Here is a 24,917-nt window from a genome sequence, read left to right on the forward strand (position 1 = left end):
TGCGGCGGAGGAGCTGTCGTCGACGGCGGAGGAGCTGGCGGCGCAGGCCGAGTCGCTGCAACAGATGATGACGTTCTTCCGGGTGGGGGAGGAGGTGAGGGGAGTGCACGGAGGGGTGCAGCCGGTGCGCTCGCTGAGGCCGGCGCCGGTGCACCTGCCGCCGGTGCCCTCACCCGTGCAGGGGCTGAAGACGGTGGCGCAGGCGCTGCCCGTTCAGTTGCCTCCTACCGGCGCGGCCCATGGCTTCAAGCGCATCTAGGACGGAGAGGCCCACCATGAGCACGAACACGAACACCGCCACCGAAGTCGCCCGTCCGGCGCAGTACCTGGGCTTCTCGCTGGCGGGCGAGACGTACGCCATCGAGCTGTTGCGCATCCGCGAAATCATCGAGCACGTGCCCATCACCCGGGTGCCGGGCATGCCTCTGGCGGTGCTGGGCGTCATCAACCTGCGGGGCCGGGTGGTGCCGGTGGTGGACCTCGCGGTGAAGATGGGGCTCGGTCCGCGCCCCATCACCCGGTGGACGTGCTTCGTCATCGTCGAGGCGCTGCTGGACGGCGAGCGCACCACGCTGGGACTGCTGGCCGACTCGGTCAGCGAGGTCATCGACCTGGGGCCGGACGACATCGAGCCGCCGCCCGCCTTCGGTACGCGCACCCCGGTGGAGTACCTGCGCGGCATGGGCCGGCAGGAGCAGCGCTTCATCCTCCTGCTGGACCTGGACCGGGTGCTGAGCACGGAGGAGCTGCTGGGCCTGGCCGCCTCCTCCCATGAGGGGGCATGAGGGTGATGGCCCCGGCGGAGACGGTGCTGCCCGTGCTGGGCCCACTCCCGTTGTCGGAGCGGGAGTTCTCCCTCTTCCAGATGCTGGTGGAGCGCGAGGCGGGCATCCACCTGGGCCCCTCGAAGCAGGCGCTGCTGGTGGGGCGGCTGTCCCGGCGGGTGCGCGCGCTGGGGCTGACGTCCTTCGGCGCCTACTACCGCTTCGTCACCGCGCGCGGCAACGAGGCGGAGCGGGTGCGGATGATCGACTGCCTCTGCACCAACGAGACGCACTTCTTCCGCGAGCCCGAGCACTTCGCGTTCCTCCGCCAGCGCGTCTTCCCCGAGTGGACGCGGCGGGCGGCGCAGGGCTTGATGGCGCGGCGCGTGCGGGTGTGGAGCGCGGGGTGCTCGACGGGCGAGGAGCCCTATTCACTGGCCATGGAGCTGCTCTCGCACTTCCCTCCGGACTCGGGGTGGGAGGTGGAGGTGCTGGCGACGGACCTGTCCACCTGGGCGCTGGAGCGGGCCCGGCAGGGGCTGTGGCCCATGGAGAAGGCGGCGAGCATTCCCCGGCCCCTGCTGCGCGCCTTCATGCTCAAGGGCGTGCGCAGCCAGGAGGGGTGGATGCAGGCGGGGCCGGAGCTGCGCGAGGTGCTGCGCTTCGCACGCGTCAACCTGAACGACGAGCGCGGCTGGCCCCAGGGGCCCTTCGAGCTCGTCTTCTGCCGCAACGTCCTCATCTATTTCGGAGCCCAGGCCCGGGCACAGGCGCTGGGCGCCCTGCTGCGGCGGTTGCCTCCCACCGGCTACCTCTTCCTCGGGCACGCCGAGAGCCTCACCGGCACCGCCGAGTCCGCCCGCTGCGTGGCTCCCAACGTCTATTGCGCCAGGGGCTCGCCACCCGCGGGCACCCGCCCTACTTGATGCGCTCCAGCGCCAGGTCGAACAGCGCCGTCTCCAGCCGCTCCGTGTCCTTCTCGGTCACGCCGTGCATGGAGAACGAGACGCGGTGGGTTCCAATCTTGCGCTGCACCGACACCACCTTCGCCTTGCCCTTCACCGGCTCCTGGTTGCCCGGCAGCCGCAGCGTGAACGCCGGCTCCTCCGAGTCGGCGGGCGGCTTGTGCAGCATCACCGAGAAACCACCCACCGACACATCCAGCGTCATGGCCCTCATGGGGCCGGCGGCGAAGGCCAGGTCCACCTGCAGTCCCTGGGCGATGCGGAAACTGCGGCGCGCGGACTGGCCGGGGGGCAGCCGCATGCCCTGGGCCGCCGTCAGCGCTCGCGCGAAGTGCTCCCGGGCCGCGATGTAGCGTCGCTTCTCTTCCTCGGACATCGGCCCCTTGCGCGCACGCGCATGGAGCGCCCGGAATTGCTCCACCCACAGATTGGCGCTCATCACGGCTCTCCGTGGCGTCTGGGGGACTTCCTTCTACGGAGGGGTGATGCCCACCCGCTCCAACGCGAAGTCGATGAGGAAGCCCTCGAGCAGCTCGCTCTCGCGCTCGGTCAGGTCCATGAAGGCGAAGGAGGCGCGGTGCTTGTCGGCGCGCTGGAACTGGGACACCACGCGCACCCGGCCCGCCAGCGTCGAGCCATCCGGCAGGTACAGCAGCGCGCTGGGCCGCTCCTTCACGTCCACCGCGTGCGGCAGCGTCACCGAGAAGCCTCCGGCCGAGATGTCCAACGTGTTCGTCCACACGTTGCCGTAGGCCATCTGCAGCTCCACGGGCAGCTGGTGCGCCACGCGGTAGTGGCGCCGGGCCTCGGCTCCGTCGAGCATCAGCCCCTGGGCGTTCAAGAGGGCCCGCGCGAACTGCTCGCGCTTGGCCAGGTAGTCCTGGCGCTCGGACTCCCCCAGCTTCCCCTGCCGCGCCCTCGTGTGGAGCGCGCGGAATTCATCGATGAACTGGATCACGCCCATGGTGTCGCTCCTGTGTCCTGGTTCTTACTGGGAATTTCGCGCTACCGCCATCAGGGAGTGGGTCTCGGCCCAGCCCACCCGGCGGCGGCGATCAGGCGTCCCTGAAAGTCGCCGCCATGCCTGTCCTGCCCGGGTGGGTCCTTGTGGGAGACGGAGGGGAAGGCAACTCATCACTGGCCGTACGATAACCGGGGCGCCGGGGCCGCCGGAACCCGGAGTGTGTGGTTTCTCTCGGGGTGCGTCCCGTCTCTCTCCGGGAGAGGAGGGGTAAGGGTCTACACTGATGCCCTCTCTGCTTCAGGAGGGTTCTCATGAGGAACAGGTGGATGCTCCTGGCCGGGCTTGCCCTCGTGATGGGCGCCTGCGGTCATGTGCCTGGGGTGGAGCGGAGTGCACCCGCCCACGGAGTGGGTGCCGAGTGCAACACCGCCGCCGCGCGCATCCAGGCGCTGATCGCGCAGGGTCGGTTGGTCGAGGCCGAGGCGCTCATCGCCGAGTCCACTGCCGCGGGTCTGATTTCCAGACCGCACGCCTCCCAGCTGCTGACGCGAATCGCCCAGCTGAACACGAAGCTGGGGGAGATTCCCGCACGTCTCCAGCGGGCGAAGGATTTCCCCTCACAGCTCAAGAACCACACCCTGTATCAGATCGAGAAGATGATGGAGGACGGAGACTTCAGCCTCGCGACGAAGGCCCAACTGCAGGAGGCCGCCAAGCTCATCAAGGAGCAGCCGCGCCTCATGGATAAGCTCTGAGGCTCCCATGACACACCCCAGTCTCGACGAGATGATCGCCCGGATGCGGGCGGCCCGGGAGGCCGGCTCGGCCAACGAGGCGAGTCCGGAGCAGCTTCAGCGGCTCCGGGAACTGGTCCGGGAATGTCCCGCGTTCACGCCCAACCTCTTGGAGCTCGCGCGCTTGTTGCGGCTGACCGATGAGCCCGAGGTCGAGATGGAGCAGGCACTCGAGGAGATCCAGGGGCTGCTGGAGAAGGCCGTCCAGGCCTCCGGCCGGAGTGCACCGGCGCTGCTGGAGCTCGCTCATTTCATCGACGTCTTCCGCGACTCGCCCAAATTGGCGGAGGCGCTCTTCGAGGAGAGTGTGGCGAGCGCCCTGAGTGCCCTGGAGGGTTCATGGGCCGGGCTCATCGACTTCTGGGGCATGGAGCGGACGAAGGACTCGCTGGAGAAGGCCCTGAAGCTCAGCGAGCTGGCGGAGCGGGTCTTCCCGGAGTCCACCAGCATCTTCAATGCCGTCCAGGACGCGAGGGAGAAGGCCGCCCAGGTGGGCCTCCTCCCACGGAACGAGGGCTGACTACGGCGCCGCGGGCCCGGCGTACTCCGGCGAGCTCCGCCCCGCCACACGGGGAGCCGTGGGCCTCGCCGCGCCGATGACGATGGGCGGCTCGATGAGCTCCGGTGGTGTGGCGTCCTCGTCATCGGCCACCCAGTCTGGATCCCTCGCCGTCTCTCCCCGCTTCCAGTGGCGAGGTACCCGCCTCAGTCCAATCGGGTAGAGCCACAGGTGCCCCTCCCGGTCGATGCGCAGCCGCAGGAAGTTCTTCCAGTCCGGAATGGCCAGCGCGGAGAACGCCTCGTTGGCGTGCGCCTCGAAGCCGTTGAGCGAGAGGAGCAGGTAGACGCCCATGAGCGTCGGTCCCAGCAGGAAGCCTCCGGCGAAGACGAGCAACGCCCCGAGCAGCTCCTGCGGAACGCTCCCGAGCGGCAGCAGCGCGCCCGTGAGCGCGAAGGCCCCCCAGAAGACGAAGAGCGACGCGGCCAGGTGCGCGACTCCGTGCAGCACCCCCGCCACCCAGCGCCACCGGCCGAAGCGCGCATCCGCCAGCCCCACCATCCCCAGCACCAGCATCACCGAGAGCAACAGCACCCCCGGGTTGACGAGCGCCGCTCCCAGCACCCGCGACAGCTTCCACGCCACCGCGCCACCCTCGCTCAGGTCCGCCACCTGCATCCACGCCAACAGCAGGTACAGCAGCCCGGTGAGCACGCCGAAGCCCGGGTTGTGCCCGAGGAATCCCAGGTTGCGCCAGCACAGCCGCCGGGACTCCTCTTTCGACGGGAACGTCTTGCGCGCGGTGAAGCCGTCCGACAGCGCGGCCTCCTCGCGCGGCACGTGCGTCGGGTGCAGGAAGGCCCCGCCTCCGCCCGCGATGATCTTCTGCCGTCCCTCCTCGTTCGCGTGCCGCCGGTAGTGGTGGATGTCTCCCGTCAGGAAGACACTCACCTTCTTGCCCAGCACCTGCTGCTCGAGGAAGTCCAGGTTGTTGTCCAGGTATGTGCGCTCCCCCGGCGGGCGCACCTGCCCCACCAGCCACGCCGGCTCCGCCAGGCAGAGGATGATGCGGTCCTCCTCCTTCATGTGCGTCGCCAGCTCCTGGAAGTACCGCACCTGCGGCTCGTCGATGTCCGACTCGAGCTGCATGTCCGTGCCGAGCAGCCACCAGCCGTGCGGTAGCTTCATCGCGAAGTAGCTGCGCCGCTGGTGTGTGTGCCACCCCGCTGGCCGCCGGCCCTGACAGAACAGCCGCATGAACGACACCAGCCCGTCATACCAGTCATGGTTGCCGGGAACCGCGAACAGGTGCGGCTCTGGCCCCTGCCCCCGCATCGCCGCCTCCCACGGACGCACCGTGCGCTCCTCGTACTCCTTCACGCTCGCCTCCGGGTACACCTCGTCCCCGCCGAACACGAGCACCTCGCCCCGGCGCGTCTCGTACGCCGTCCCCGTCTCGTCCCTCAGCGTCAGCGTGGGCCTCGACACCGTCCGCGCCACCGCGTACGTGGAGTCCCAGCCGTCTCCCAGGTCCGCCACGTAGTCCAACCACAGCTCCTCCCGCGGCCGCCCCGCCTCGTCCACCGAGAAGTCACTCGGCTCCACCTTCGGGGCCGCCAGCGCATCGAGCAGCCGGCGATCCGCCTGCTTCCCGATGGTGGTGGAGATGGCGGAGCGCACCCCCGCCTCGAGGAGCACGAATGGATCGAACCAGCGCACCATCTTCCGGCCCTGGGGCCGCTGGGGTGGGCCGGCTGGCGCTCGCTGGGGGGCGGTGAGGGTTTCTGTACCCGAGGCCATGGCTCTTCCTCCGATTGAACGGGAGGGGACACGCGAGAGCGGTACGGCACGGGGGCTTCTTCAAGCCTGCGTGGTGGTGCTTCCCGGTACAAGAGAACTCGAGAATCCGGACCCGGGTGTCGGGTTTCCCGCACGGTGTGGGACTCGCCGGGGGAGCGCCTCGTCCCGTTCCCGCACGGGCGGGTCCTTCTTCCGACAAACGTGTGCTTCCGCCTCCCCGAGGGGTTGCCTCCCCGCCGCATCCCGACAGATTGATACCGATCGCCACATCCCGCGTGGCAGGGGGTCCACCATGAACGAGTCCTCTTCGCGGCCTGGCCTGGAGCGGACGCTGCGGGCGCTCGCCTCCGCGGCCCGCCCTCATGCCTCCGAGTCGGAGGAGTATGCCGTCATCGCGCTCGCCGCCCGCGCCCTGCTCTTCCTCCACTCCCGCGACGAGCTCGAGGACTTCTACGGCTGGCTCGAATCCCGCGAGGCCGGTGGCTCCTCCTCGGGCCCCGTGCGGACGTTTCCCTCCATGAACGAGGCCCTCGGGTGGCTCGAGCACCAACCCGAGGCCGCCCATGGCTCCCTCGTCGAGGTGGAGCATGAGACGTATGTGATTGCCCTGGGGCCCACGGGCTCCTTCGTGCTCGTTCGCACGGTGACCCACCACGAACCCGTGGGGGTTTGAGCACGGGGGGAACCTGGGACTCCCGATACCCTCACCCCGTCCCTCTCCCGGGGGGAGAGGGGATTTTGGGGGAGAGTGGGGGGAGTGGTGGCCTGGCTACAGGGACGGGTGGGAGGCCGTCTTCTGGGGGCTCGTGCTCGCCGTGGGCAGCGTGAAGGTGAAGGTGCTTCCCTTCCCCCACTGGCTCTCCGCCCAGATGCGGCCGCCGTGCGCCTCGACGATTCCCTTCGCGATGTACAGCCCCAGCCCCGTTCCCCGGCTCTCCGCGTCCTTCGCCTGCCAGTAACGCTCGAAGACGTGCGGCAACGCCTCGGGCCGGATGCCCGTCCCCGTGTCCCTCACCCACAACCGCACCTCGCCCCGGTGCACCCGCGCCCCCGCCGTCAACACCCCTCCGTCCGGCGTGAACTTCAACGCGTTGCCCAGCAGGTTTCCCATCACCTGCAACACCCGCGTCCGGTCGCACCTCACCCGCATGTCGTCGTCCGGAAGATCCGCCGTCACCTTCAGCCCCCTCACCTCCGCCAACGGCCTCACGCTCTCCAGCGCCTCCGTCACCAGCGACGACACGTGCTGCTCCGAGGGCTCCAGCGGCAGTCCGCCCGCTTCGATCCGCCCCCAGTCCAGCAGGTCCGAGATGAGCCGCCCCATCCGGTCCGCCGCCGCCTGGATGCGGCCCGCCTGCTTCAGCACCGGCTCGCTCCCCGGTTTGCCCTGCGCACCCCGCAGCAGCAGCGCCGAGGCCAACTGCACCACTCCCAGCGGGTTCTTCAGGTCGTGGCTCACCACCGCCAACAGGTCCTCGCGCGCCCGTGTCGCCCGCCTCGACTCGCCGAAGAGCCTCGCGTTGTCGATGGCGAGGCTCGCCCGCACGCACAGGTCCTCCGCCAGCGCCAGGTCGTTCGGGCCGTAGCGCCGCCCCGAGGCCGAGGACACGAACGTCACCGCCCCCAGCGTGTGCCCCCGCGCCTTCAGCGGGATGATCATGTACGAGCGCGCCTGCAGCCGGCTCAGCAGCGCCGGGTGCTCCGGCTCCGACGCCGCCGCGCGCAGCAGCGAGTCCGTCACCGCCGGCACCAGCTCCGGCTCCCCCGTGTGCAGCACCCGCAGCACGCCCACCGGCGCCTCGCGCCGCTCGAAGCGCCTCGTCAACATGCGCGCCTGCTCGAACTGCGTCGGGTCCAGGTGCGCCACCGCCACCCGCGACACCCACGAGCCCTGCTCCACCGCGTCCACCAGGCACCAGTCCGCCAGGTCCGGCACCGCCAGGTGCGCCAGCAGCGTGTACATGCCCTGTGGATCCGGCGGGTGCGCGAAGAGCGTCGTCATCGCCTGGTACAGGAAGGACTGCCGGCGCTCGGCGGCCTCCACCTCCGCGCGGGCCGCCTGCTCCAGCGCCAGGGCCCGCGCATGCACGGCCTCGGCCTCGGTGAGCGGACGCACCGTCACCAGCACCCGCACCGGGCCGTCCGCCTCCCGCATGGGGGTGAAACAGAAGGTGTGGGGCTGGGGGCCTCGGGCACTCAACCACGTGCCCTCCACCGAGTGCGGCGCTCCCGTGGCCATCGCCACCTCGCGCCCGGACTCCAGCAGGACGCTCTCCTCCGGGCCCAGCGCCAGCCGGGTCCACTGCTGGCCGAGCAGCAACTCCGGTGGCGTGCCCAGGACGCTCGCCCCCGCCAGACTACACGCGAGCACCTGCCCCGCCTCGTCCAGGAGGTAGGCGGGTTCTGGCAGGGCCTTGAAGGCCATCTCGAATCCAGAAGGGGAAAGACTCATCGCAGCGCCACAACCGGTGGCGGGGGGATCCTCTTCATTTCATACCACTGGACCTTCCGCTCCGTCTTTTGCAGGGGGAGCTGGCGAGCGGCGTCATGAAGCCAACGTTCCATCGAGGTATTCGTGCCACTTCTCACGCTCCTCCGTTCTCCCCCCCGGCGAGCTCCCGGAAACGCCGGGAGAAGTCACCCAGTGGCAGCACCTCGTGGGCGAGTCCCGCCGCCACGGCCACCCCCGGCATTCCATAGACGACACTGGTGGCCTCGTCCTGGGCCATCACCCAGCCTCCCGTCTCGTGCACCTCCCGCAAACCCTCCAGCCCGTCCTGTCCCATCCCCGTGAGGACGACGGCCGCCAGGGAGGCTCCGAAAACCTCGGTCGCCGAGCGGAACATCCACGTGCCCGAGGGCCGGAAGCCTCCCACCGGGGCCGCGTTGGACACCTCCACCCGCCTGTCCGCCCGCACCCCGAGGTGCCGGTCATCCGGGGCGATGTAGACGACTCCCGGACGCAAGGCCTCGCCGTCCTCGGCCACCTTCACCTCCAGCTTGCAGACGCTGTCCAGCCAGGTGGCCAGGCCCTTGGCGAAGCCCAGGGCGATGTGCTGCACCACGAGGATGGGGAGGGGGAAGCCGGCGGGCAGCTCCGAGAGGATGCGGTGCAGGGCCGCGGGGCCTCCCGTGGACGCGGCGATGGCCAGCAGCGCGGCTCTGCTCCGGCGCGCCGGCACCACGGGGGCGCGCGGGGTGGGCCCCTCCTCGCGCGTGGGCCAGTGCCGGATGACCTTCACCTCGGCCATGGCCTTCAGCGTGTCGCGCAGCCGGCGGGCCTCCGTCTCGAAGTCCAGCGCCTGGGGGCCCACCAGCTTCTGCAGCACCGCCAGCGCCCCGGAGCGCAGCGCGGCCATGGACGTCTGGATGTCGCGCTCCACCAGCGTGGACACCACCACCACGGGCGTGGGCACCTCCGTCATGATGCGGCGGGTGGCCTCCAGCCCATCCATGTTCGGCATCTGGATGTCCATGGTGACCAGGTGCGGGCGCAGGCGGCGGGTGAGCTCCAGCGCCTCCACGCCATCCTTCGCCTCGCCCACCACCTCGAAGGCGGGGTCGGCCCGTAGGATTTCCACCAGCAGGCGCCGGGCGGTGGGGGAGTCTTCGGCGACGACGACGCGGAGCTTGTCGGGCTTCATAGGAGCTGCCTCAGGGTCTCCAGCAGGTGGGTTTGATCGAACGCACTCTTCACCAGGTAGGCGCTGGCGCCCACCTGGAGGCCGCGGGCCTTGTCCTCGGGCTTGGAGCGCGCGGTGACGAGGACGACGGGCAGCCGGCCGAAGCGCTGGGAGCCACGCACCGCCTCGGTGAGGGCGAAGCCGTCCATGCGCGGCATCTCCACGTCCGAGACGACGGCGTCCGCCCCCTCCGCCAGCAACCGCTCCCAGGCCTCCTGCCCGTCCGAGCAGGCCAGCACCTCGTAGCCGGCCGTCTCGAGGATGCTCTGCTCCAGGGCGCGGGTGGTGAGCGAGTCGTCGGCGAGCAGCACGCGCTTGCGGGCCTTCTTCTCCACGGGGGCGGGGAAGAGGCCGGCGGGGGCGGTGCGGCCCTCGGCGGCGCGCACCAGGGAGGCGGCGTTGAGCAGCGGGGCCATGCGTCCGTCCGGCAGCACCGCCACGCCCGAGACATGGCGCGCCCGGCGGATGCGCGAGCCCAGGCCCCGGACGAGCACCTCCTGCTCGGCGACCACCTCGTCCACCACCAGCGCGGCGCGCAGCTCGCCCGCGCTCAGCACCATGGCGCCCGGGCGTGGCCGGGGGGCACTGGCCTCCAGGCCCAGCACCGCCGTCAGCGTGGCCAGCGGCACCAGCGCCCGGGGCGCGGCCCACATCTGCCGGCCCTCCACCACGCGCACGTCTCCGGGGCCCAGCCGCAGCAGGCGCTCCACGCTCTCGCCCGCCACCGCGAAGGACTGCCTGCCCGCCGTCACCAGCAGCACCCGCAGCGTGCTCAGCGTCAGGGGCACGTCCAGGATGAAGCGCGTGCCCTGGTGCGGAACGAAGGCCACGTCCACGCTGCCCCGCATCCCCTCCACCTGCGCGCGCACCACGTCCAACCCCACCCCGCGCCCGGACACGGACGTCACCGCCTCGGCCGTGGACAGGCCCGGCATGAAGATGAGCCGCGCGTCCCCGGCGTCCCCCAGCACTGGCAGCCCGCGCCCCCTCGCCCGCTCGCGGATGCTGGCCATGTCCAGCCCCCGCCCATCATCCTCCACCACCACCTGCACCCGGCCCCCGCGCAGCCGCGCGGACAGCGTCACCCGGCCCTCCTCGGGCTTGCCCGCCTCGCTCCGCGCCGTGGGCGTCTCCAGTCCATGCGCCACCGCGTTGCGCACCAGGTGCAGCAGCGGCTCGCGCAGGCCTTGCAGCAGCGAGCGGTCCAGCTCCAGCGCGCCGCCCCGCACCTCCAGCCGCGCCTGCTTGCCCGAGGCGAGCGCCAGGTCCCTCGCGTTGCGCTCCAACCCCGCGCAGGCCTCGGCGAAGGGCAGGGTGCGCGCGCGCCGCACCTCCTCGTCCAGGCCGCCCGTGGCCTGCAGCAGCGTGCGCCGGTCCGCCCCGAGCGCCCGGCCGAGCTGCGCCAGCCGCGTCTCCAGCCGCCTCGCCACCGCCTCGTCCGCGCCGCTCAACCGCAGGCGCAGGTGGTACAGCTCCTCGTGCACCGCCTCCACCTGCTCCACCCGGCCCTCCATCCGCAGGCCCGCCACGCGCAGCTCGCCACTGCGGGCCAGCAGTGCGTCCAGCTTCTGGGCGGACACGCGCACCGGCAGGCCTTCCAGGCCGGGGGCGGACGCTTCCACGGTGGGGGGCGGCGGTGACGCCTCGTGCGTGCCCGGTGGCTCGGGCGCGGCCGGGGCCGTGGGGCGGAGGGCGCCGGGCTCTCGGGCCGCCGCCTCCAACCGGGGCAGCAGGGCCTCCAGGGGCGAGCCCCTCAGCTCCTGTTTCAACGCCAGCCGCCGCCCCGCGTCGTCCAGCGCGTCCACGGCGGTGAAGCACACCTCCATCAGCTCCGGGGTGGTGTGCTCCCGTTGCTGCACCACCAGCAGCACCTCTTCCAGCCGGTGGCAGGCCGTCTCGATGAGGGACTCGCTCACCGCCCGCGAGGCCCCCTTCACGCTGTGCACCGTGCGCAGCAGTGACGTCATCAGCTCGCCGAAGCGCGCGGGCGAGGCCGCCTTCTCCAGCGCGAGCAGGTCCCGGTTGAGCGCCGCCACGTGTCCCTCGAGCTCCTCGAGGAAGGTGGCCATCAGCGCCTGGGCGAGCCTGTCCCGGTCCATCGTCATGCGGCGCGCCCGTACTCGCTCAGCAGGCCCTTGAGCTTCTGGCCCATGGCGTTGAGGTCCTGCACCGCGCGCTCCGTCTGCCGGATGCTGGTGAGCGTCTGCTGCGTGGCCTGGCTCACGTCCCGCATCGCCTGGCGGATCTGCCCGGTGCCGGTGGCCTGCTGGCTGGCCGACGCCGAGATCTGCGCCGCCGTGAGCGAGGCCTGCGCGAGCAGCTCGCTGAGCGTCTGGATGTGGACGCCCGCCTGCGTCACCACCCGGGTGGCCGAGGTCACGCTCTTGGTGCCCTCCTCCGTCGTCATCACCGCGCCCTGGGTGGCCTTCTGAATCTGCCCCAGAATCTGCCGCACCTGGGTGGTGGCCTTCTTGGACTGGTCGGCCAGCGCCTTCACCTCGGCGGCCACCACCGCGAAGCCCCGCCCGTGCTCACCCGCGCGGCTGGCCTCGATGGAGGCGTTGAGCGCCAGCATGTGCGTCTGCTCGGAGATGTCGTTGACGGTGGTGATGATGTCGCCGATGGCCTGCGCCTGCTCGGCCAGGGCGAGAATCCGCGAGGCGATGGACTCCACCTGCTCGCGCACGGCGCTCATGGAGGCGATGGTCTCGTCCACCGCGCGCCGGCCGTTCTTGCCCACCTCCTCCGAGTGGCGCGCCGACTCGCTCACCGCGCGCGCCCGGCCCGCGGCCTCCTCGGACATCTGGACGATCTCCTCCACGGTGCTCACCGTCTCCGCCACCGCGCTGCCCTGCTCCTGGGCCCCGGCCACCTGCTCCGTGGTGCTGGCGAGGATCTCCGCCGTGGTGCCCGCGAGCTGATTGACGAACTCGGCCACCGTCCGCAGCGTGTGCTCGCGCTCCCCGGCCTGCTTCGCCAGTTGCGTCTCCGCCTGCTGGCGGCGCTCGGACATGGCGTTGAAGGCCCGCGCGAGCTCTCCCGTCTCGTCGTCGTTGTGCACCTCGATGCGGTGGGCGAAGTTGCCGCGGCCAATCTGATCCGCGCCCTTCACCAGCTTGTCCAGCGGGCCGGTGATGGTGCGGGTGATGAGGAGGCTGCCCAGGGTGACGACGAGCAACCCCAGCAGCGTGCCCAGTCCCAGCACCACCATGCTGCGCTGGGAGCTGTTCCGGGCCTCCTTCTCGTAGAAGAGCCATTGATCATCCTCGACGGTCACCATCTCGTTGATGGCCGCGCGGATCTGCTCCATGAGCGCCTTGCCGCGGTCCGTCTGGATGACCTCCAGGGCGGGGTTGAGGCCGCGTTGCTGGCGCGCGCGGACGATCTCCGCCATCTCGGCGAGCTTGTCGCGGATGAGGGGCTCGAGCCGGTTGAGCCGGGCCAGTTGCTCGGGGTCGTCGGCCAGGTCCGCGCGCAGTCGGGCGAGCTGCGAGTCCAGCGTCTGGAGGGCCCGTTGGTAGGGCTCCAGGTAGCGATCCTCGCCGGTGAGGACGTAGCCGCGCTGGCCCGTCTCGGCGTCCAGGACCAGCATGCGCACCTCGCGGACGCTGCGGGCCTGGTCCCGGCTCTCCACCAGCCCTCCGGTGGTCTGCACCAGTTGCTGGGCGCCCTGGAAGGCCACCAGCGCGATGGCCAGCAGCACCAGCAGGGACAGTCCGAAGCCGAGGGCGATCTTCTTCCCGATGCTCATGCGGTCCTTTCCTCGGAGAAGTCGAAGAAGAGGCGACCATCCCCCAGCAGGGCCTCTCCCTCCAGAACGATGATGCCCTCCCGGCTGATGCCGGACACGAGTGTCCGCTCCCGCGCGCCGAGGGAGGCCGGGGGCGCCAGGAGGGTGTCGCGGGCGAGCAGGCGCACCTCCTCCACGGTGTCGGCGCGCAGGCCCAGCTCCGGGCGGCCCGGGCCCACCACGAGCACGGGCCCGTGGGTGGTGGGGGCGGCCCGGCCGAAGAGGGGCGCGAGCTCCACCACCGCGAGCACCTCGCCGTGCAGCAGGGTGAGGCCGCGCAGCGGCTCGGGCGCGCCGGGCAGGGGGATGAGCTGCTCCGGGGAGCGCAGCACCTCCAGGACGAAGCGTGTCTCCAGCGCGTAGTCCTGCTCGCCGGAGCGGAAGTGCACCAGCTCCAGCAGGGGGCCCGTCTGGGTGTGCCGCTCCAGGGGCCGGGCCAGGGACCGGGCGCGCTCGTCGAGCAGCTCCGCTTCCCGCGCGGGGTCGGCCGTGGAGGCGGCCTCGGTGGCGGCGGCGAGCTGTTTCAACCGCTCATAGGCCGCGGCCCAGTCCGGCCCGCCTCCCTTCGCCTCATCGCCTCCCGTCATTCACGGACCTCCTCGCGGGCCTGCTCCAACCGGGTGCGCTCCGCCCGGGCCACCTCCGCCAGGTGGCCGGCGCGCTCGCCATCGCCCAGGGGTACCAGGGTCTCCGGCGGGAGCGAAGCGCACAATGACTCGGCGGTGTGGAAGGAGCGCCGGGCCCCGGCGGTGTCTCCCTGACGCCGGAGGATGTGGCCCAGCATGAGGTGGGCCACGGCCAGCGAGGGCTCGAGGTAGAGGGCCTGCCGCGCGGCGCGCTCGGACTCCGGGAGCCGGCCCAGCCCCAGCAGCAGCAGGGCCTCCAGGTAGCGCAGCTCCGCGGCGAGCGGGTGGCGCTGGGTGGCCTCGGCACAGAGACGCACGGCGGCCAGCGGCTCCAGGTTGGCCAGGGCGCGGACCGCCACCGCCTCGGCTTCCGCGTCCTCCGGGAGTGCCCCGGCCAGTCGCACCGCTTCCCGCCAGTCTCCGGCCTCGAGGGCCCGCCTCGCTCCCTCCAGCGCCGGGAGGGCGGTGGGCCTGGGGGGCGGCGCGGGGGCGGCGGGCATGGGAGGCGTGACGGCCACGGGTGGCGGCGCGGGAGGCTGTACTGGCGGTGGGAAGGGAGGAAGCGGCGCGGGCGGGGGGGCGGTGGGGAAGGAGCGCAGGGGCGCCTCGCCAGCGGTGGGCCGGTGGTAGACGATGCCCCAGTCGGTGAGGATCGTCTCGAACGGGGCGTAGGTGCCGAGCGGGGGGTCCGAGGGGCCGGTGATGAGGAAGCCGCCGTCGGCGAGCGAGGCGTGGAGCCGCCGGGCCACCGCCTCGATGGTGGAGCGGTTGAAGTAGATGAGGACGTTGCGGCAGAAGATGACGTCCATGCCCCAGATGCCCTGGGCGTGGGACGGCCAGGTGTCGTCGGCGAGGTTGAGGTAGTCGAAGTGGACGCGGGTGCGCACCTGGGCGTCGAGCGTGTAGCGCTTGCCCTCCACGTGCAGGAAGGGCCGCATGCGGTTGGCCTCGGTGCCGCGCAGGGACCACTCGCCGTAGCGTGCCACCTGGGCCCGGGCGAGCGCCGCGCGCGACACGTCGGTGGCCCGCACCTCCATCCTCTCTCCGTAGCCCTCCTCCAGGAGGAGCACCGCCAGCGAGTAGGGCTCCTCGCCCGAGGCGCAGCCGGCGCTCCACGTGCGCACCACGTGGGTGGGGCCCCGGCGGCGCCGCACATCGGGCAGCACCTGGTGGCGCACGAACTGGAAGTGCTCCGGGTTGCGGAAGAAGTACGTCTCCCCGATGGTGAGCTCCACCAGCAGGTCATCCAGCAGGGCGATGTCCGCCTCGAGCTGGGCGAGGTAGGCGGGGAAGTCGGACAGGCCCGCGCGGGCCATGGCCCGGTCGATGCCCTCCATGGCGGCGGCGGGACAGCTGGGCGGCAGCAGGCCGGCGCGTACGGCGACGAGGTCGATGACGGCGAGGTAGCCGGGGTGCCGCCAGGCCTGGGTGCTGTCACCGCTCACCGGGGGGCTCCCTCCCTCGCGAGCGCCTCGTCCAGCTCGAGCGCCTCCGCCTCGGAGAGGAAGGTGCGCAGGTCATGCAGGAGCACGAGCCCATCCGGCAGCTTGAGGGCACCGGCCACGTAGCCCACGCCCGGCAACTCCCGGGGCGACGCATCGAGCTGTCCCGTCTCCAGGCAGAGCAGGCCCTCGGCCCGGTCCACCCGCAGGGCGACGGAGCGGGGGCCGGCCCGGGCCACCACCAGGTGATCCATGGAGGAGAGCGGGCGGGCGGGCAGGCGGAAGCGGCGGCGCATGTCCAGGACGGGGAGCAGCTCGCCGCGCAGGTTGAGCAGCCCCTCCACCACGGCGGGGGCGCGGGGCAGCGGGGTGAGGCGCACGGCGCGTGTCAGCTCGCGCACATCTTCCATGGGAAGGGCGTAGCGGTGCCCTTCCAGCAGGAAGAGGAGGACCTCGCGGGGGGGTTGCGTCAACATGCGTCTCCCAAGGGTGAACAGTGTAGGCACAGACCGCCCGCCGTGGCCGCCCGCGTGAGGGGCAACGGGGAGACTTGACGTCTGGTGGACGTCGCGGGGGGCCAGCCCCATCTATGCGCTGTGACGCGTCCCCGGGGCGGGGGGTCACGGTGGGATGTGACTCTCCGGAGGGGAGTGGCCCGGTGGCGTGCTCGCACGGCGCGGAGGAGGGGGGCGGCCGGGAATGCTGGCCGCCCTGGGAGGGAGCTTCCCGTACCGGAGTCCAGGTGACGGTCCCGCGAGGGGGGGCTGCTCCATCTTGAGGGCATGGCGGAGCATCCAACACCGCTGGAAATACCCGGGCACCTCTCCCTCCACGAATTCATCCGGAGCCACCGCTCCCACATCCTGGAGGACTGGGAGCGGGCGGTGCGTCAGCTCCCGTGCACCCGGGGCCTGCCCTACCCGCGGCTGGGGAGCCACCTGCCGGTGCTGCTCGAGCGCATGGCGGAGATGATGGAGGCGCGCGACCAGGGGGTGCCGGGCGGGCTGGCGGAGACCCCGGAGCTGGATGCGTTGGACAGGTTGGACCTGGGCTACGACCTGGAGGAGGTGTCCGGGGAGTACTCGGCCCTGCGTGACAGCATCCTGCGGCTGTACACCGCGCACCTGGAGCAGCGCGCGGCGCACGAGCTGGCCGTGATGCTGGGAGAGCTGGCGTACTTCCACCGGGCCTTCGACGCGCTGATGGCGGCGGCCGTCGCGCGCCATGCCCGGGCGAGGGAGCGCACCTTCCAGGTGCTCGAGCGCATCTCCCAGTCGGCGCGGGGGACGGAGGACCTGGACGCCTTCCTGCCGAAGCTGCTGCGGGTGATGTTGGAGGCCACCACGACGGTGGACTCGGTGACGCTGCTGCTGCGGGAGGGGGACGTGCTGCGGGCGCGTGCCTCGGTGGGGCTGGAGGAGCTGGTGACCTCGGGCTTCTTCGTGCACGTGGGCGAGGGCTTCGGTGGGCGCATCGCCGCCGAGCGGCGGCCGATGGCGCTGCGCTCGGCGGCCACGTCTCCGCAGGTGAAGTCGGGGGCGTTCCGGCGGCAGGGGACGCGGGGCCTGTATGGGATTCCACTGATGCAGGGGGAGGAGGCGCTGGGCGTGGCGTTGATGGGGAGCCGCACGGCGTTCGACTTCTCCAACGAGGACAAGCTCCTCTTCGGCGCCATGGTGAGCCGGGCCACGGCGCTCATCCTCCAGGTGCAACTGACGGCGCGCGAGCGCCAGGCGCGGGAGCGGGCCGAGCGGGCGTTGGAGCGGCTGCGGGCGCAGGAGTCGCGGACGGCCCGGCTGCAGGAGGTGACGGCGGCGTTGTCGGAGGCGCTCACCACCTCGCAGGTGGCGCACGTGGTGGTGGCGAAGGCGGTGCGGGCGCTGGGGGCCGCGGGCGGCTCGTTGGGGCTGCTGTCGGAGGATGGGCAGTGGTTCGACATGCTGGAGACCACCGGCTACGCGGAGGCGGAGACGCGGGATTGGAGGCACTTTCCGGCGGACTCGCCCGTCATGTACCGCGACGTGGTGCGCACGGGCGCCCCGCTCTTCTACGAGTCACTGGAGTCCGTGCTGGCCGACTATCCGCACTGGCGGGGCCACCCCGAGGTGGAGGAGTACGGGGCCTTCGTGTGCCTGCCGCTGACGGTGGAGGGCCGGGTGGTGGGGGCGATGGGCCTGTCCTTCCGCCGGCGCCACCCGTTTCCGGCGGACGAGCGGGCGTGGATGGAGGTGGTGTCGGGCCAGTGCGCGCAGGCGCTGGAGCGCGGGCGCCTCTACGATGCGGAGCGGCGGGCGCGCACGGGGGCCCAGGAGGCGCTCTCGCGGCTGGACGCCATCATGGAGACGGTGCCGGTGGGGCTGGGCTTCTGGGACATGGAGCTGCGCTACGTGCGGCTCAACGAGCACCTGGCGCGGATGAATGGCCCTACCGCGCGGGAGCACCTCGGGAAGTGCATCCGCGAGGTGTTGCCGAAGATCGCGGATCAGGTGGAGCCGGTGCTGCACCAGGTGGTGGAGACGGGCCAGCCGGTGATGGACGTGGAGGTCGCGGGAGAGACGCCCGCGCGGCCGGGGGTGAAGCGGTACTGGCTGGCCAGCTACTACCCGGTGAGGGACGCGGATGGCTCCGTCACGGGGCTGGGTGTGGCGGCGATGGACATCTCGGAGCAGAAGCGCGCGGAGGATCACCTGCGCCGGACGGCGGAGTTCCGCGAGCGCTTCATGAGCATCGTCTCGCACGACCTGCGCAACCCGCTCAATGCGATATTGCTCTCGGCCAACGCGCTGCTGCGCTCGGAGGATCTGGGGGAGCGGCACGTGAAGGGGGCGCGCCGCATCATCGCCAGCGCCGAGCGGATGAAGCGGATGATTTCGGACCTGTTGGACTTCGCGAGGGGGCGGCTGGGGGGAGGCATTCCCATCAGTCCGCGGCCGGTGGAGCTGACGGCGCTGTGCCGCGAGGTGGTGGAGGAGTTGGAGGCGGGACGGCCGGGGAGGGAGGTGGACCTGGAGGTGGAGGGGAACCTGCAGGGCGAGTGGGACGCGGACCGGCTCTCGCAATTGCTCATCAACCTGGGGAAGAACGCACTGGACTACAGCCCGGAGGAGTCGCGGGTGCGCTTCTCGCTGTACGACGAGGGGGAGCTCGTGCGGCTGGCGGTGCACAACGCGGGAGCGCCGATCCCCGCCGAGCGGCTCGGGTCCATCTTCGAGCCGTTCCGGCGATTCGGGGAGGAGCAGTCACCGACCTCGACGTCGGGGTTGGGGTTGGGGCTCTACATCGTGGAGCAGATTGTGCGGGCGCATGGGGGGAGTGTGTCGGTGCGCTCCACGGAGGAGGAGGGCACGACGTTCACGGTGCGGCTGCCCCGGCATCCGGCGGGGACGGGGGCGCACTGAGGGGCCCGGACCCGGCGTCTCCAGGTGAGCCACCCTCGGGCGAGCCCGCGTCCAGACCCGCATCGGGAGTGCCTCCGTCCAGGCCTGGGGAGGGGGGCTCCTGGGGCACGGCGACGAGCCTTCCGTCCCGTTGCACCCAGCTGTATCCGGAATCTGGCGGCAACATCGTCACACCGGGGATGACTCCCGGCTCAGCCTCTACGGGACCAGTCCAGCCCTCGGGCCTTTGCCAGACAATCACACCGGGCATGTCCACCGGCTCGGTGATGATCTTCAGGATTCCGCTGTCGGGCTTGTCCAGGTCTTCCGAAGCGGGGCTGGCGAATGACGCCGTGGCGACGGTCACCGTCCCGCCATCTGGTGACTTCAGGCTCCAGAGGTAATCATCATCATCTACGCCATCAATGACGCGCCGGAGGATGCGGCCATCCTTGCTGATCGCGTATTTCGCACCCGAATGCATCGGGATGAGCTTGCTGCCGCAATATGCGAAGTTTTCCCCGATATAGACGAAGATGATGTCGTCGCGGCGGGTGAACCGGTACGTGAGCGCCTCATGTCTGGCCCAACACGGCGGGTTCGGGATGCCGGGAGGGATATAGTCATTGGCGGCGATCATCAGGGCCCGCATGACTTCCCCATCCAGCGCATAGGTCGCTTTGCGCGCGTCCACCTCGATGAGTCCTTGCCCGACGGACACCGGGAAGACGATGGACCTGTCGCGCCCTGCCGGAGTCGAGAACTGTTCCGGCTTCCGCATGCAGCCCGCGAGGACGATGGCCACCGGAATGAGGTGTCTCAACTTCATGGGACATTCCTGAGCTGGAGTTGGCGTGCTCTCTTTTGTTTCTGCCAGACGGCCGGCTCGAGCACCTCTTGCTTCCACCTGCCTTGTGTCTGGGTCCACAGCACCATGGAGCGTGTGGCCGGAACGTATTGGTAGAACCCGTCACAGGTGGCGAGCGCGGGATCCTGCGACATTGAGAAGAACGCGATGATGGAGAGGAGGAGTTCGCCGTTGTTCTTCGTCTTGATGACCCATTCGTGGATGCTGGCCATCTCTTCGATGAAGGCCATATCCGGGTCGGAGATGACCGAGCCAAACGGGTGATTGTGGAGAGCGAAGATGTATTTGAGCTCGCCGCGCTCGTAGCGAAGGTCGTTCACGAAGGTAGGAAGCAGGCAGCTCTTCTTGTGGGTCACGAGATCGTCCAGCTTCGACAGATCCGTCAGCATGCTCATCTCGTACCTGTGCTCCGGCGTGTAATAGAGCCAGGCGCAGTACTCGGTCGCGACGCGTTTGGCCAGCTCGGGGTTCACGTCCTGGAGATAGCCCACGGTGGCGTTGGGCTTGGAGAGGATCAGGGGGCAAGCCGCCAGGATTGCGTCCGTGTAGGAGTCGAACGGCCCGAAGTTCCTCATCGGTCCCGGGATGCGGTCCGGATCCTCACCGAAGCCAGGGCGCCAGACGCCTTCGATGGGTCTGGCCGGGGCACACCCCATCCCGAGGAGGAGGGAGCCCAGGAGGCAGGTGGTGAGGCGCTTCGCCGCGGACATGGAGCGGGAGCCTACCCGTCCTCATCGAGCGGCTCCACAGCCACACTCCGGGCCTCAATTCGCGAGCGCCGCGGCCCTATCCGAGTTCTCGCGGGGCAGTTTCGCGGTGAAGGTGGTGCCATCGCCGGCGTGCGACTCGGCGCCCAGCGAGCCGCCGTGAGCCAGGATGATCTGCTGCACGATGTAGAGCCCGAGTCCCAATCCGCCGCCGTGGTGGGCGCTCTCGCGGGTGCCGCGGCGGAAGGGCTCGAAGAGCTCCGGCAGCACCTCCTCGGGGATGGGCGCGCCCTCGTTGTGCACCGAGAGCACCACCTCGTGGGCCGCCCGTCCGTCCACGGTGACGCGGATGGGGGAGCCCTCGGGGCTGTACTGCAAGGCATTGCCCACCAGATTCGAAACGACCTGGGACAGCCTTCCCGCGTCCCACTCGCCCAACCCCTGCCCGAGTACCCGCAGTGCCAACCTCGAGCCGGGATGCGACGTCTCCAATTCCTCCAGGGCCTCGCGGCAGATGACGGACAGGTCCGCCAGGCACGGGTCCACCGGCATGCCTCCGCCCAGCCGGCTGCGGGTGAAGTCCAGCAGCTCGCTGATCATCCGCGTCATGCGGTCCGCGCTCGAGGCAATCCGTCGCACGGCCTTCAGCTCGCGCTCGGGCAGGGCCTCGGACACGAGCAGCACGCGGGCGGACAGCGTGATGGCGTTGAGCGGATTGCGCAGATCATGCCCGACGATGCCGAGGAACCGCTCACGGAACTCGGCGGTGCTGCGCAGCCGCTCCAGCGCGTTGGCGCGTTGCTGCTCCAGGGCCAGGCGCTCCGTCTCGTCGCGGGCGGTGAGCACGGCGCCCACGAGCGCTCCATCCGGCCGGCGCAGGGGCGAGGCGGTACCGCACAGCGTGCGCACCGAGCCATCCGGCCGCTTCACCAGCCAGCGGGCGTTGCTCACCGGTCTGCCCTCGAGCGCCCGGTAGAGCGGCGTCTCCTCCAATGGCAGGGGATGCCCCTCCAGCGTGAGCAGCCCGAAGGTCGCGGCCCACTCCGGGGCGGACACCTGCTGGCGGGAGACGCCGTGCTGGCGCTCGGCCTCGGCGTTGAAGAGCTGGATGACGCCCTTCGCATCCGTCACCACCACGGCATCGCCACTCTGCTCGATGACGAGGTCCAACAGCGCCTGCCGCTCCTCCACCGCGCGGTGGGCGGCATGCTCGCGCTCCAGCATCGCGGTCCGCTCCGACTCGGCCCGCACGCGCTGCCGGAGCTCGCGCACCAGGAACACCCCCAGGGCCACGGCCACCACCACCGTCCCGAGGAAACCCACGGCGAGCATCCCCAGCGCCCGCTCCGAGTCCGCCCGTGTCCGATGGCGCGTCTCCCAGTAGCGCTCGCGCTCGTGGTCGGCCAGCGCGTTCAGGGTCTTCTCCATGTCCATGCGGACGGGCTGCAACTCCGCCAGCAGCCGGGGGCCGGAGGCGGGGCCCTCCTTCCGCCGCGTGGCGATGAGGTGGTCCATCACGGCGCGGGCCCGGTCCCGGGTCGCCACGAAGTGCTCCACCCGCTGGCGCTCCTCGGGCGTCCTGGGCTCCTGGCGGGTGAGCTGCCTGACGACGGTGCCGAAGTGCTCGCGGGCCCGCAGCAGTGCGTCCAGGTGGCGCGCGTCCTCCATCAGGAGGAAGTCGCTCGCCTGGTGCATGAAGTGGGTGTGGGCCGTCACCAGCTCCTGGGTGAGGACCACGTCCTCCATATATCCGTTGAGCAGCTGGTCCTGGGACCGCAGCGCCGAGCGCAGGACGGCGAGCGAGCTGGCGCCCAGCAGGACGGCCAGCAGGGCGACGAAGAGGAAACCGGCGGCGGCTTTTCTCATCGGCCGGAAGAACGCCTGGGCTCCCCGAATCGTGCCATGGGGGGAGGGGACCCCGGGGGCCATGACGCTTGCTCGCCTGGAGAGCTGCAACTTCGGAGGCTTCCAGGCATCGTAGGGGCCGCCATGGTACGTCACGTCATTGTCGTGGGAGCGGGGCCCGGAGGCCTGTCGGCGGCGATCAACCTCGCGGGGTTGGGCCTGAAGGTCACGGTGGTGGAGAAGGACGCGGTGCCCGGAGGGCGGATGAAGGGGCTCACCCTGGGCGAGCACGGCGAGTACGCCGTGGACACGGGGCCCTCCATCCTGCAACTGCCCGGGGTGCTGGAGCGCATCTTCGAGCGCGCGGGCAAGCGCATCTCCGACTACGTGAAGCTGGTGCCGCTGGACACCAACACCCGGGTGCACTTCTGGGACGGCACGTACCTGGACACCACGCGGGACGTGGCGCGCATGGAGCGCGAGGTGTCGAAGTTCGGCCCGGACAAGGCCCCCGCGCTGCGCCGCTGGCTGGAGGAGAGCCGGGAGAAGTACCCGCTCGCCTATGAGAAGTTCATGGCCACCCACGCCGACAGCCTCGCCTACTACGCACCCTGGCGGCTGATGGCCACGCTGCGCTTCAAGCCCTGGCAGACGCTCTACAAGCACCTGGACGGCTTCTTCCACGACGACCGCATCAGCTATGCGCTCTCCTACCCCTCCAAGTACCTGGGGTTGCACCCCACCACGTGCTCCTCGGTGTTCAGCGTCATCCCCTACCTGGAGCTGGCCTTCGGGGTGTGGCACGTGGAGGGCGGCTTCCGGGCCCTGTCGCGCGGGATGATGAAGTGCGCCGAGGACCTGGGCGCCACCTTCCGCATGGGCACGGCGGTGGAGCAGGTGCTGGTGGAGTACGGCCGGGCGGCGGGGGTGCGGCTGGCCAATGGCGAGCGGCTGGAGGCGGACGCGGTGGTGGTGAACGCGGACCTGCCCTACGCGGCCCAGAAGCTCGTCCCCTCCGAGGCCCGTGCCGGCACGCGGTTGACGGACGCGGCGCTGGAGAAGGCCAGCTACTCGTGCAGCACCTTCATGGCCTACTACGGGCTGGACCGCGTCTACGACGAGCTGCCCCACCACCTCATCTACCTGTCCGAGAGCGCTCGGCGCACGGACCGGGAGGCCCTGGAGGACCGGAAGGTGGACGTGGACGACCCGCCCTTCTACGTCTGCAACCCCACCGTCACGGACAAGAGCGGGGCGCCCACGGGCCACTCCACCCTGTACGTGCTGGTGCCCACGCCCAACACCTCGCGGGACGTGGACTGGGCGGCCACGGAGCGCACGCTGCGCGAGCGGATTCCGGCCATGCTGGAGAAGGTGGGCATCCAGGGGGTGCGCCAGCACATCCGCGCCGAGCGCTACTTCACCGCCGAGACGTGGCGGGACGACTTCAACGTCTTCCGGGGGGCCGTCTTCAACCTGTCCCACACCTGGACACAGTTGGGGCCCCTGCGCCCCCATGTGAAGAGCCCCAGCGTCGAGGGGCTCTACTGGGTAGGAGGGGGGACGCACCCGGGCAGCGGGCTGCTCACCATCATGGAGAGCGCCAACATCGCGGCGGACTACCTCTCCCGGGAGGCGGGCAAGGGGCCCCTGGGCGGCTGGCCTTATGTGCCACCGGTCGAAGGGCATTCGACCGAGCCCCGTGCACGTGTGGGCTGAGGTCATCCGGAATACGTGGTAGGACTCGGAGCCTTCCGACCTGCGAACGATGAACGAAGCGCTCCAAGTCCTTCTGGCAGATGGTGTGATTGACGAGGTGGTGGGCCGCCTCAAGAGTGGCAAGGAGGCGGACGTGTACCTTGTCCGCCACAAAGGCGAGGTGGTGGCCGCCAAGATCTACAAGGAGCGCGAGCACCGCAACTTCCGCAACAACTCGGGCTACCGGGAGGGCCGGCAGGTGCGCAACAGCCGCACGGCGCGGGCCATCGCCAAGGGGAGCCGCTTCGGGGTGCAGGCCGCCGAGGACGCGTGGAAGACGGCCGAGGCGGATGCCCTGGGCAAGCTGCACTCGGCCGGCGTGTGCGTGCCCCGGCCGGTGATGTTCTACGAGGGCGTGCTGTTGATGGAGCTGGTGCTGGACCTCGAGGGCCACCCGGCGCCGCGGTTGGAGGAGGCGGCGCTGACGGCCGAGGAGGCCTCGGCGCTGTACTTCGATCTGCGCAACCAGGCCATCCGGATGCTGTGCTGCGACCTCATCCACGGGGACCTGTCGGCCTTCAACATCCTGCTGGGCAACCGCGGGGCCACCATCATCGACTTCCCGCAGGTGGTGGACGCGGCGGCCAACAGCCAGGCCGAGTTCTTCTTCAAGCGCGACGTGGAGAACCTGCGCCGCTACTTCGAGTCGGCGGACCCGAGCCTGCGGGCGCGGGCCGGTGACGCGCAGGAAATCTGGCGGACGTACCTCAAGCGCGAGCTGACGCCGGACTACGTGCCCACGGGGCGCTTCCAGGGCGATGGGCCGCGCCGCTTCTCCGGTGGGCCGCGCAACGGCGACAACCGCTTCAACAACGGACCTCCGCGGGGAGACCGTCCCCAGGGAGACAGGCCTCCGCGCAACGACCGGCCCCAGGGCGAGCGCTTCCCGCGAGGCAACGGCGACGGCCAGCGTCCATGGCGCGAGCAGGGCGCGAGCTCCCCGGAGCAGCAGCAGGGCCCTCGGGAGATGCGTCCCCAGGGGGAGCGGCCTCCCCGGAACGACCGCCCCATGGGAGACCGTCCGCCCGGAACGAC

The 24,917-nt window shown here is 70.8% G+C and carries 21 protein-coding genes and 1 pseudogene; 9 read left to right on the plus strand and 13 right to left on the minus strand.

Annotated elements, in window-relative coordinates; all coding sequences use genetic code 11:
* The 3 genes and pseudogenes from Q664_RS34635 to Q664_RS34645 form a co-directional block, all read left to right on the plus strand.
* A pseudogene (locus tag Q664_RS34635) lies at positions 1–259 on the plus strand (methyl-accepting chemotaxis protein); the annotation flags it as partial.
* Positions 260–275: 16 nt separating this feature from the next.
* Positions 276–785, plus strand: coding sequence for a chemotaxis protein CheW (locus Q664_RS34640; protein WP_043405652.1), 510 nt, complete (start codon positions 276–278; stop codon positions 783–785).
* The gene (locus Q664_RS34645; RefSeq protein ID WP_152622509.1) at positions 782–1,690 is read left to right on the plus strand and encodes a CheR family methyltransferase; all 909 of its coding nucleotides are present in this window, start codon (positions 782–784) and stop codon (positions 1,688–1,690) included. Before Q664_RS34640 ends, Q664_RS34645 begins: the two co-directional genes overlap by 4 nt.
* On the opposite strand, the gene Q664_RS34650 is transcribed toward Q664_RS34645, so the two are convergent.
* Both Q664_RS34650 and Q664_RS34655 read right to left on the minus strand, forming a co-directional pair.
* Entirely contained in the window at positions 1,683–2,168 is a 486-nt protein-coding gene (locus Q664_RS34650) for a PilZ domain-containing protein (RefSeq protein ID WP_043405654.1), read from the minus strand. The two genes, Q664_RS34645 and Q664_RS34650, sit on opposite strands and share 8 nt — an antisense overlap.
* 33 nt (positions 2,169–2,201) lie before the next feature.
* Entirely contained in the window at positions 2,202–2,693 is a 492-nt protein-coding gene (locus Q664_RS34655; RefSeq protein WP_043405656.1) for a PilZ domain-containing protein, read from the minus strand.
* Positions 2,694–3,004: 311 nt separating this feature from the next.
* Between Q664_RS34655 and Q664_RS34660 the strand changes: the two genes are divergently transcribed.
* On the plus strand, positions 3,005–3,448 hold the full coding sequence (locus Q664_RS34660; protein ID WP_043405659.1) for a hypothetical protein: 444 nt from the start codon (positions 3,005–3,007) through the stop codon (positions 3,446–3,448).
* A 7-nt stretch (positions 3,449–3,455) separates the two neighbouring features.
* Entirely contained in the window at positions 3,456–4,007 is a 552-nt protein-coding gene (locus tag Q664_RS34665; protein WP_052519035.1) for a hypothetical protein, read from the plus strand.
* On the opposite strand, the gene Q664_RS34670 is transcribed toward Q664_RS34665, so the two are convergent.
* Entirely contained in the window at positions 4,008–5,786 is a 1,779-nt protein-coding gene (locus tag Q664_RS34670; RefSeq protein WP_200883807.1) for a hypothetical protein, read from the minus strand.
* A gap of 292 nt (positions 5,787–6,078) precedes the next feature.
* On the opposite strand from Q664_RS34670, the gene Q664_RS34675 reads away from it, so the two are divergent.
* Positions 6,079–6,459 carry a hypothetical protein gene (locus Q664_RS34675; protein ID WP_043405662.1) on the plus strand — a complete coding sequence of 127 codons (381 nt, stop codon included), beginning with the start codon at positions 6,079–6,081 and terminating at the stop codon, positions 6,457–6,459.
* Between the two features lie 96 nt (positions 6,460–6,555).
* Here Q664_RS34675 and Q664_RS34680 read toward each other — a convergent pair whose 3' ends face one another.
* The 7 genes from Q664_RS34680 to Q664_RS34710 all read right to left on the minus strand — a co-directional run bounded on the left by Q664_RS34680 (position 6,556) and on the right by Q664_RS34710 (position 15,803).
* Positions 6,556–8,238 (minus strand): ATP-binding protein, encoded by a 1,683-nt coding sequence (locus Q664_RS34680; protein WP_043405665.1) that lies wholly within the window; start codon positions 8,236–8,238, stop codon positions 6,556–6,558.
* A gap of 133 nt (positions 8,239–8,371) precedes the next feature.
* On the minus strand, positions 8,372–9,430 hold the full coding sequence (gene cheB, locus Q664_RS34685) for a chemotaxis-specific protein-glutamate methyltransferase CheB (protein WP_043405668.1): 1,059 nt from the start codon (positions 9,428–9,430) through the stop codon (positions 8,372–8,374).
* The gene (locus Q664_RS34690; RefSeq protein ID WP_043405670.1) at positions 9,427–11,568 is read right to left on the minus strand and encodes a hybrid sensor histidine kinase/response regulator; all 2,142 of its coding nucleotides are present in this window, start codon (positions 11,566–11,568) and stop codon (positions 9,427–9,429) included. Before Q664_RS34690 ends, cheB begins: the two co-directional genes overlap by 4 nt.
* A 2-nt stretch (positions 11,569–11,570) precedes the next feature.
* Positions 11,571–13,220 carry a methyl-accepting chemotaxis protein gene (locus Q664_RS34695; RefSeq protein ID WP_043405673.1) on the minus strand — a complete coding sequence of 550 codons (1,650 nt, stop codon included), beginning with the start codon at positions 13,218–13,220 and terminating at the stop codon, positions 11,571–11,573.
* Positions 13,217–13,846 carry a chemotaxis protein CheW gene (locus Q664_RS34700; protein ID WP_043405676.1) on the minus strand — a complete coding sequence of 210 codons (630 nt, stop codon included), beginning with the start codon at positions 13,844–13,846 and terminating at the stop codon, positions 13,217–13,219. Before Q664_RS34700 ends, Q664_RS34695 begins: the two co-directional genes overlap by 4 nt.
* A complete protein-coding gene (locus Q664_RS34705; RefSeq protein WP_043405679.1) occupies positions 13,843–15,330 on the minus strand; it encodes a CheR family methyltransferase in 1,488 nt (495 codons plus the stop codon). The genes Q664_RS34700 and Q664_RS34705 overlap by 4 nt, the downstream gene beginning before the upstream one ends.
* Positions 15,327–15,803, minus strand: a complete 477-nt coding sequence (locus Q664_RS34710; RefSeq protein ID WP_425117457.1) for a chemotaxis protein CheW — start codon at positions 15,801–15,803, stop codon at positions 15,327–15,329. Before Q664_RS34710 ends, Q664_RS34705 begins: the two co-directional genes overlap by 4 nt.
* A 306-nt stretch (positions 15,804–16,109) precedes the next feature.
* On the opposite strand from Q664_RS34710, the gene Q664_RS34715 reads away from it, so the two are divergent.
* Entirely contained in the window at positions 16,110–18,725 is a 2,616-nt protein-coding gene (locus Q664_RS34715) for a GAF domain-containing sensor histidine kinase (protein ID WP_052519036.1), read from the plus strand.
* Here Q664_RS34715 and Q664_RS34720 read toward each other — a convergent pair.
* From Q664_RS34720 to Q664_RS53070, 3 genes are read right to left on the minus strand one after another with little or no spacing between them, the layout of a single operon-like run.
* On the minus strand, positions 18,679–19,533 hold the full coding sequence (locus tag Q664_RS34720; protein WP_043405681.1) for a hypothetical protein: 855 nt from the start codon (positions 19,531–19,533) through the stop codon (positions 18,679–18,681). The two genes, Q664_RS34715 and Q664_RS34720, sit on opposite strands and share 47 nt — an antisense overlap.
* Positions 19,530–20,282 carry a hypothetical protein gene (locus Q664_RS34725; RefSeq protein ID WP_063934809.1) on the minus strand — a complete coding sequence of 251 codons (753 nt, stop codon included), beginning with the start codon at positions 20,280–20,282 and terminating at the stop codon, positions 19,530–19,532. The genes Q664_RS34720 and Q664_RS34725 overlap by 4 nt, the downstream gene beginning before the upstream one ends.
* 54 nt (positions 20,283–20,336) lie before the next feature.
* Positions 20,337–22,145, minus strand: a complete 1,809-nt coding sequence (locus tag Q664_RS53070) for a sensor histidine kinase (RefSeq protein ID WP_052519037.1) — start codon at positions 22,143–22,145, stop codon at positions 20,337–20,339.
* 123 nt (positions 22,146–22,268) lie between these two features.
* On the opposite strand from Q664_RS53070, the gene Q664_RS34735 reads away from it, so the two are divergent.
* Together Q664_RS34735 and Q664_RS34740 are read left to right on the plus strand one after the other, a co-directional pair.
* Positions 22,269–23,843 carry a phytoene desaturase family protein gene (locus Q664_RS34735; RefSeq protein WP_043405685.1) on the plus strand — a complete coding sequence of 525 codons (1,575 nt, stop codon included), beginning with the start codon at positions 22,269–22,271 and terminating at the stop codon, positions 23,841–23,843.
* A gap of 85 nt (positions 23,844–23,928) precedes the next feature.
* On the plus strand, positions 23,929–24,917 hold a 989-nt coding region (locus tag Q664_RS34740; RefSeq protein WP_052519038.1), incomplete at its 3' end, for an RIO1 family regulatory kinase/ATPase domain-containing protein.

Origin of the sequence: Archangium violaceum Cb vi76, from assembly GCF_000733295.1 — a bacterium.
GTDB classification, from domain to species: Bacteria; Myxococcota; Myxococcia; order Myxococcales; family Myxococcaceae; genus Archangium; species Archangium violaceum.

Coding starts and splice junctions, on each gene's coding strand:
- Q664_RS34640 (WP_043405652.1), top strand. CDS start 276: ATGAGCACGAACACGAACACCGCCACCGAAGTCGCCCGTCCGGCGCAG.
- Q664_RS34645 (WP_152622509.1), top strand. CDS start 782: ATGAGGGTGATGGCCCCGGCGGAGACGGTGCTGCCCGTGCTGGGCCCA.
- Q664_RS34650 (WP_043405654.1), bottom strand. CDS start 2,168: ATGAGCGCCAATCTGTGGGTGGAGCAATTCCGGGCGCTCCATGCGCGT.
- Q664_RS34655 (WP_043405656.1), bottom strand. CDS start 2,693: ATGGGCGTGATCCAGTTCATCGATGAATTCCGCGCGCTCCACACGAGG.
- Q664_RS34660 (WP_043405659.1), top strand. CDS start 3,005: ATGAGGAACAGGTGGATGCTCCTGGCCGGGCTTGCCCTCGTGATGGGC.
- Q664_RS34665 (WP_052519035.1), top strand. CDS start 3,456: ATGACACACCCCAGTCTCGACGAGATGATCGCCCGGATGCGGGCGGCC.
- Q664_RS34670 (WP_200883807.1), bottom strand. CDS start 5,786: ATGGCCTCGGGTACAGAAACCCTCACCGCCCCCCAGCGAGCGCCAGCC.
- Q664_RS34675 (WP_043405662.1), top strand. CDS start 6,079: ATGAACGAGTCCTCTTCGCGGCCTGGCCTGGAGCGGACGCTGCGGGCG.
- Q664_RS34680 (WP_043405665.1), bottom strand. CDS start 8,238: ATGAGTCTTTCCCCTTCTGGATTCGAGATGGCCTTCAAGGCCCTGCCA.
- cheB (WP_043405668.1), bottom strand. CDS start 9,430: ATGAAGCCCGACAAGCTCCGCGTCGTCGTCGCCGAAGACTCCCCCACC.
- Q664_RS34690 (WP_043405670.1), bottom strand. CDS start 11,568: ATGGACCGGGACAGGCTCGCCCAGGCGCTGATGGCCACCTTCCTCGAG.
- Q664_RS34695 (WP_043405673.1), bottom strand. CDS start 13,220: ATGAGCATCGGGAAGAAGATCGCCCTCGGCTTCGGACTGTCCCTGCTG.
- Q664_RS34700 (WP_043405676.1), bottom strand. CDS start 13,846: ATGACGGGAGGCGATGAGGCGAAGGGAGGCGGGCCGGACTGGGCCGCG.
- Q664_RS34710 (WP_425117457.1), bottom strand. CDS start 15,803: ATGTTGACGCAACCCCCCCGCGAGGTCCTCCTCTTCCTGCTGGAAGGG.
- Q664_RS34715 (WP_052519036.1), top strand. CDS start 16,110: ATGGCGGAGCATCCAACACCGCTGGAAATACCCGGGCACCTCTCCCTC.
- Q664_RS34720 (WP_043405681.1), bottom strand. CDS start 19,533: ATGAAGTTGAGACACCTCATTCCGGTGGCCATCGTCCTCGCGGGCTGC.
- Q664_RS34725 (WP_063934809.1), bottom strand. CDS start 20,282: ATGTCCGCGGCGAAGCGCCTCACCACCTGCCTCCTGGGCTCCCTCCTC.
- Q664_RS53070 (WP_052519037.1), bottom strand. CDS start 22,145: ATGAGAAAAGCCGCCGCCGGTTTCCTCTTCGTCGCCCTGCTGGCCGTC.
- Q664_RS34735 (WP_043405685.1), top strand. CDS start 22,269: ATGGTACGTCACGTCATTGTCGTGGGAGCGGGGCCCGGAGGCCTGTCG.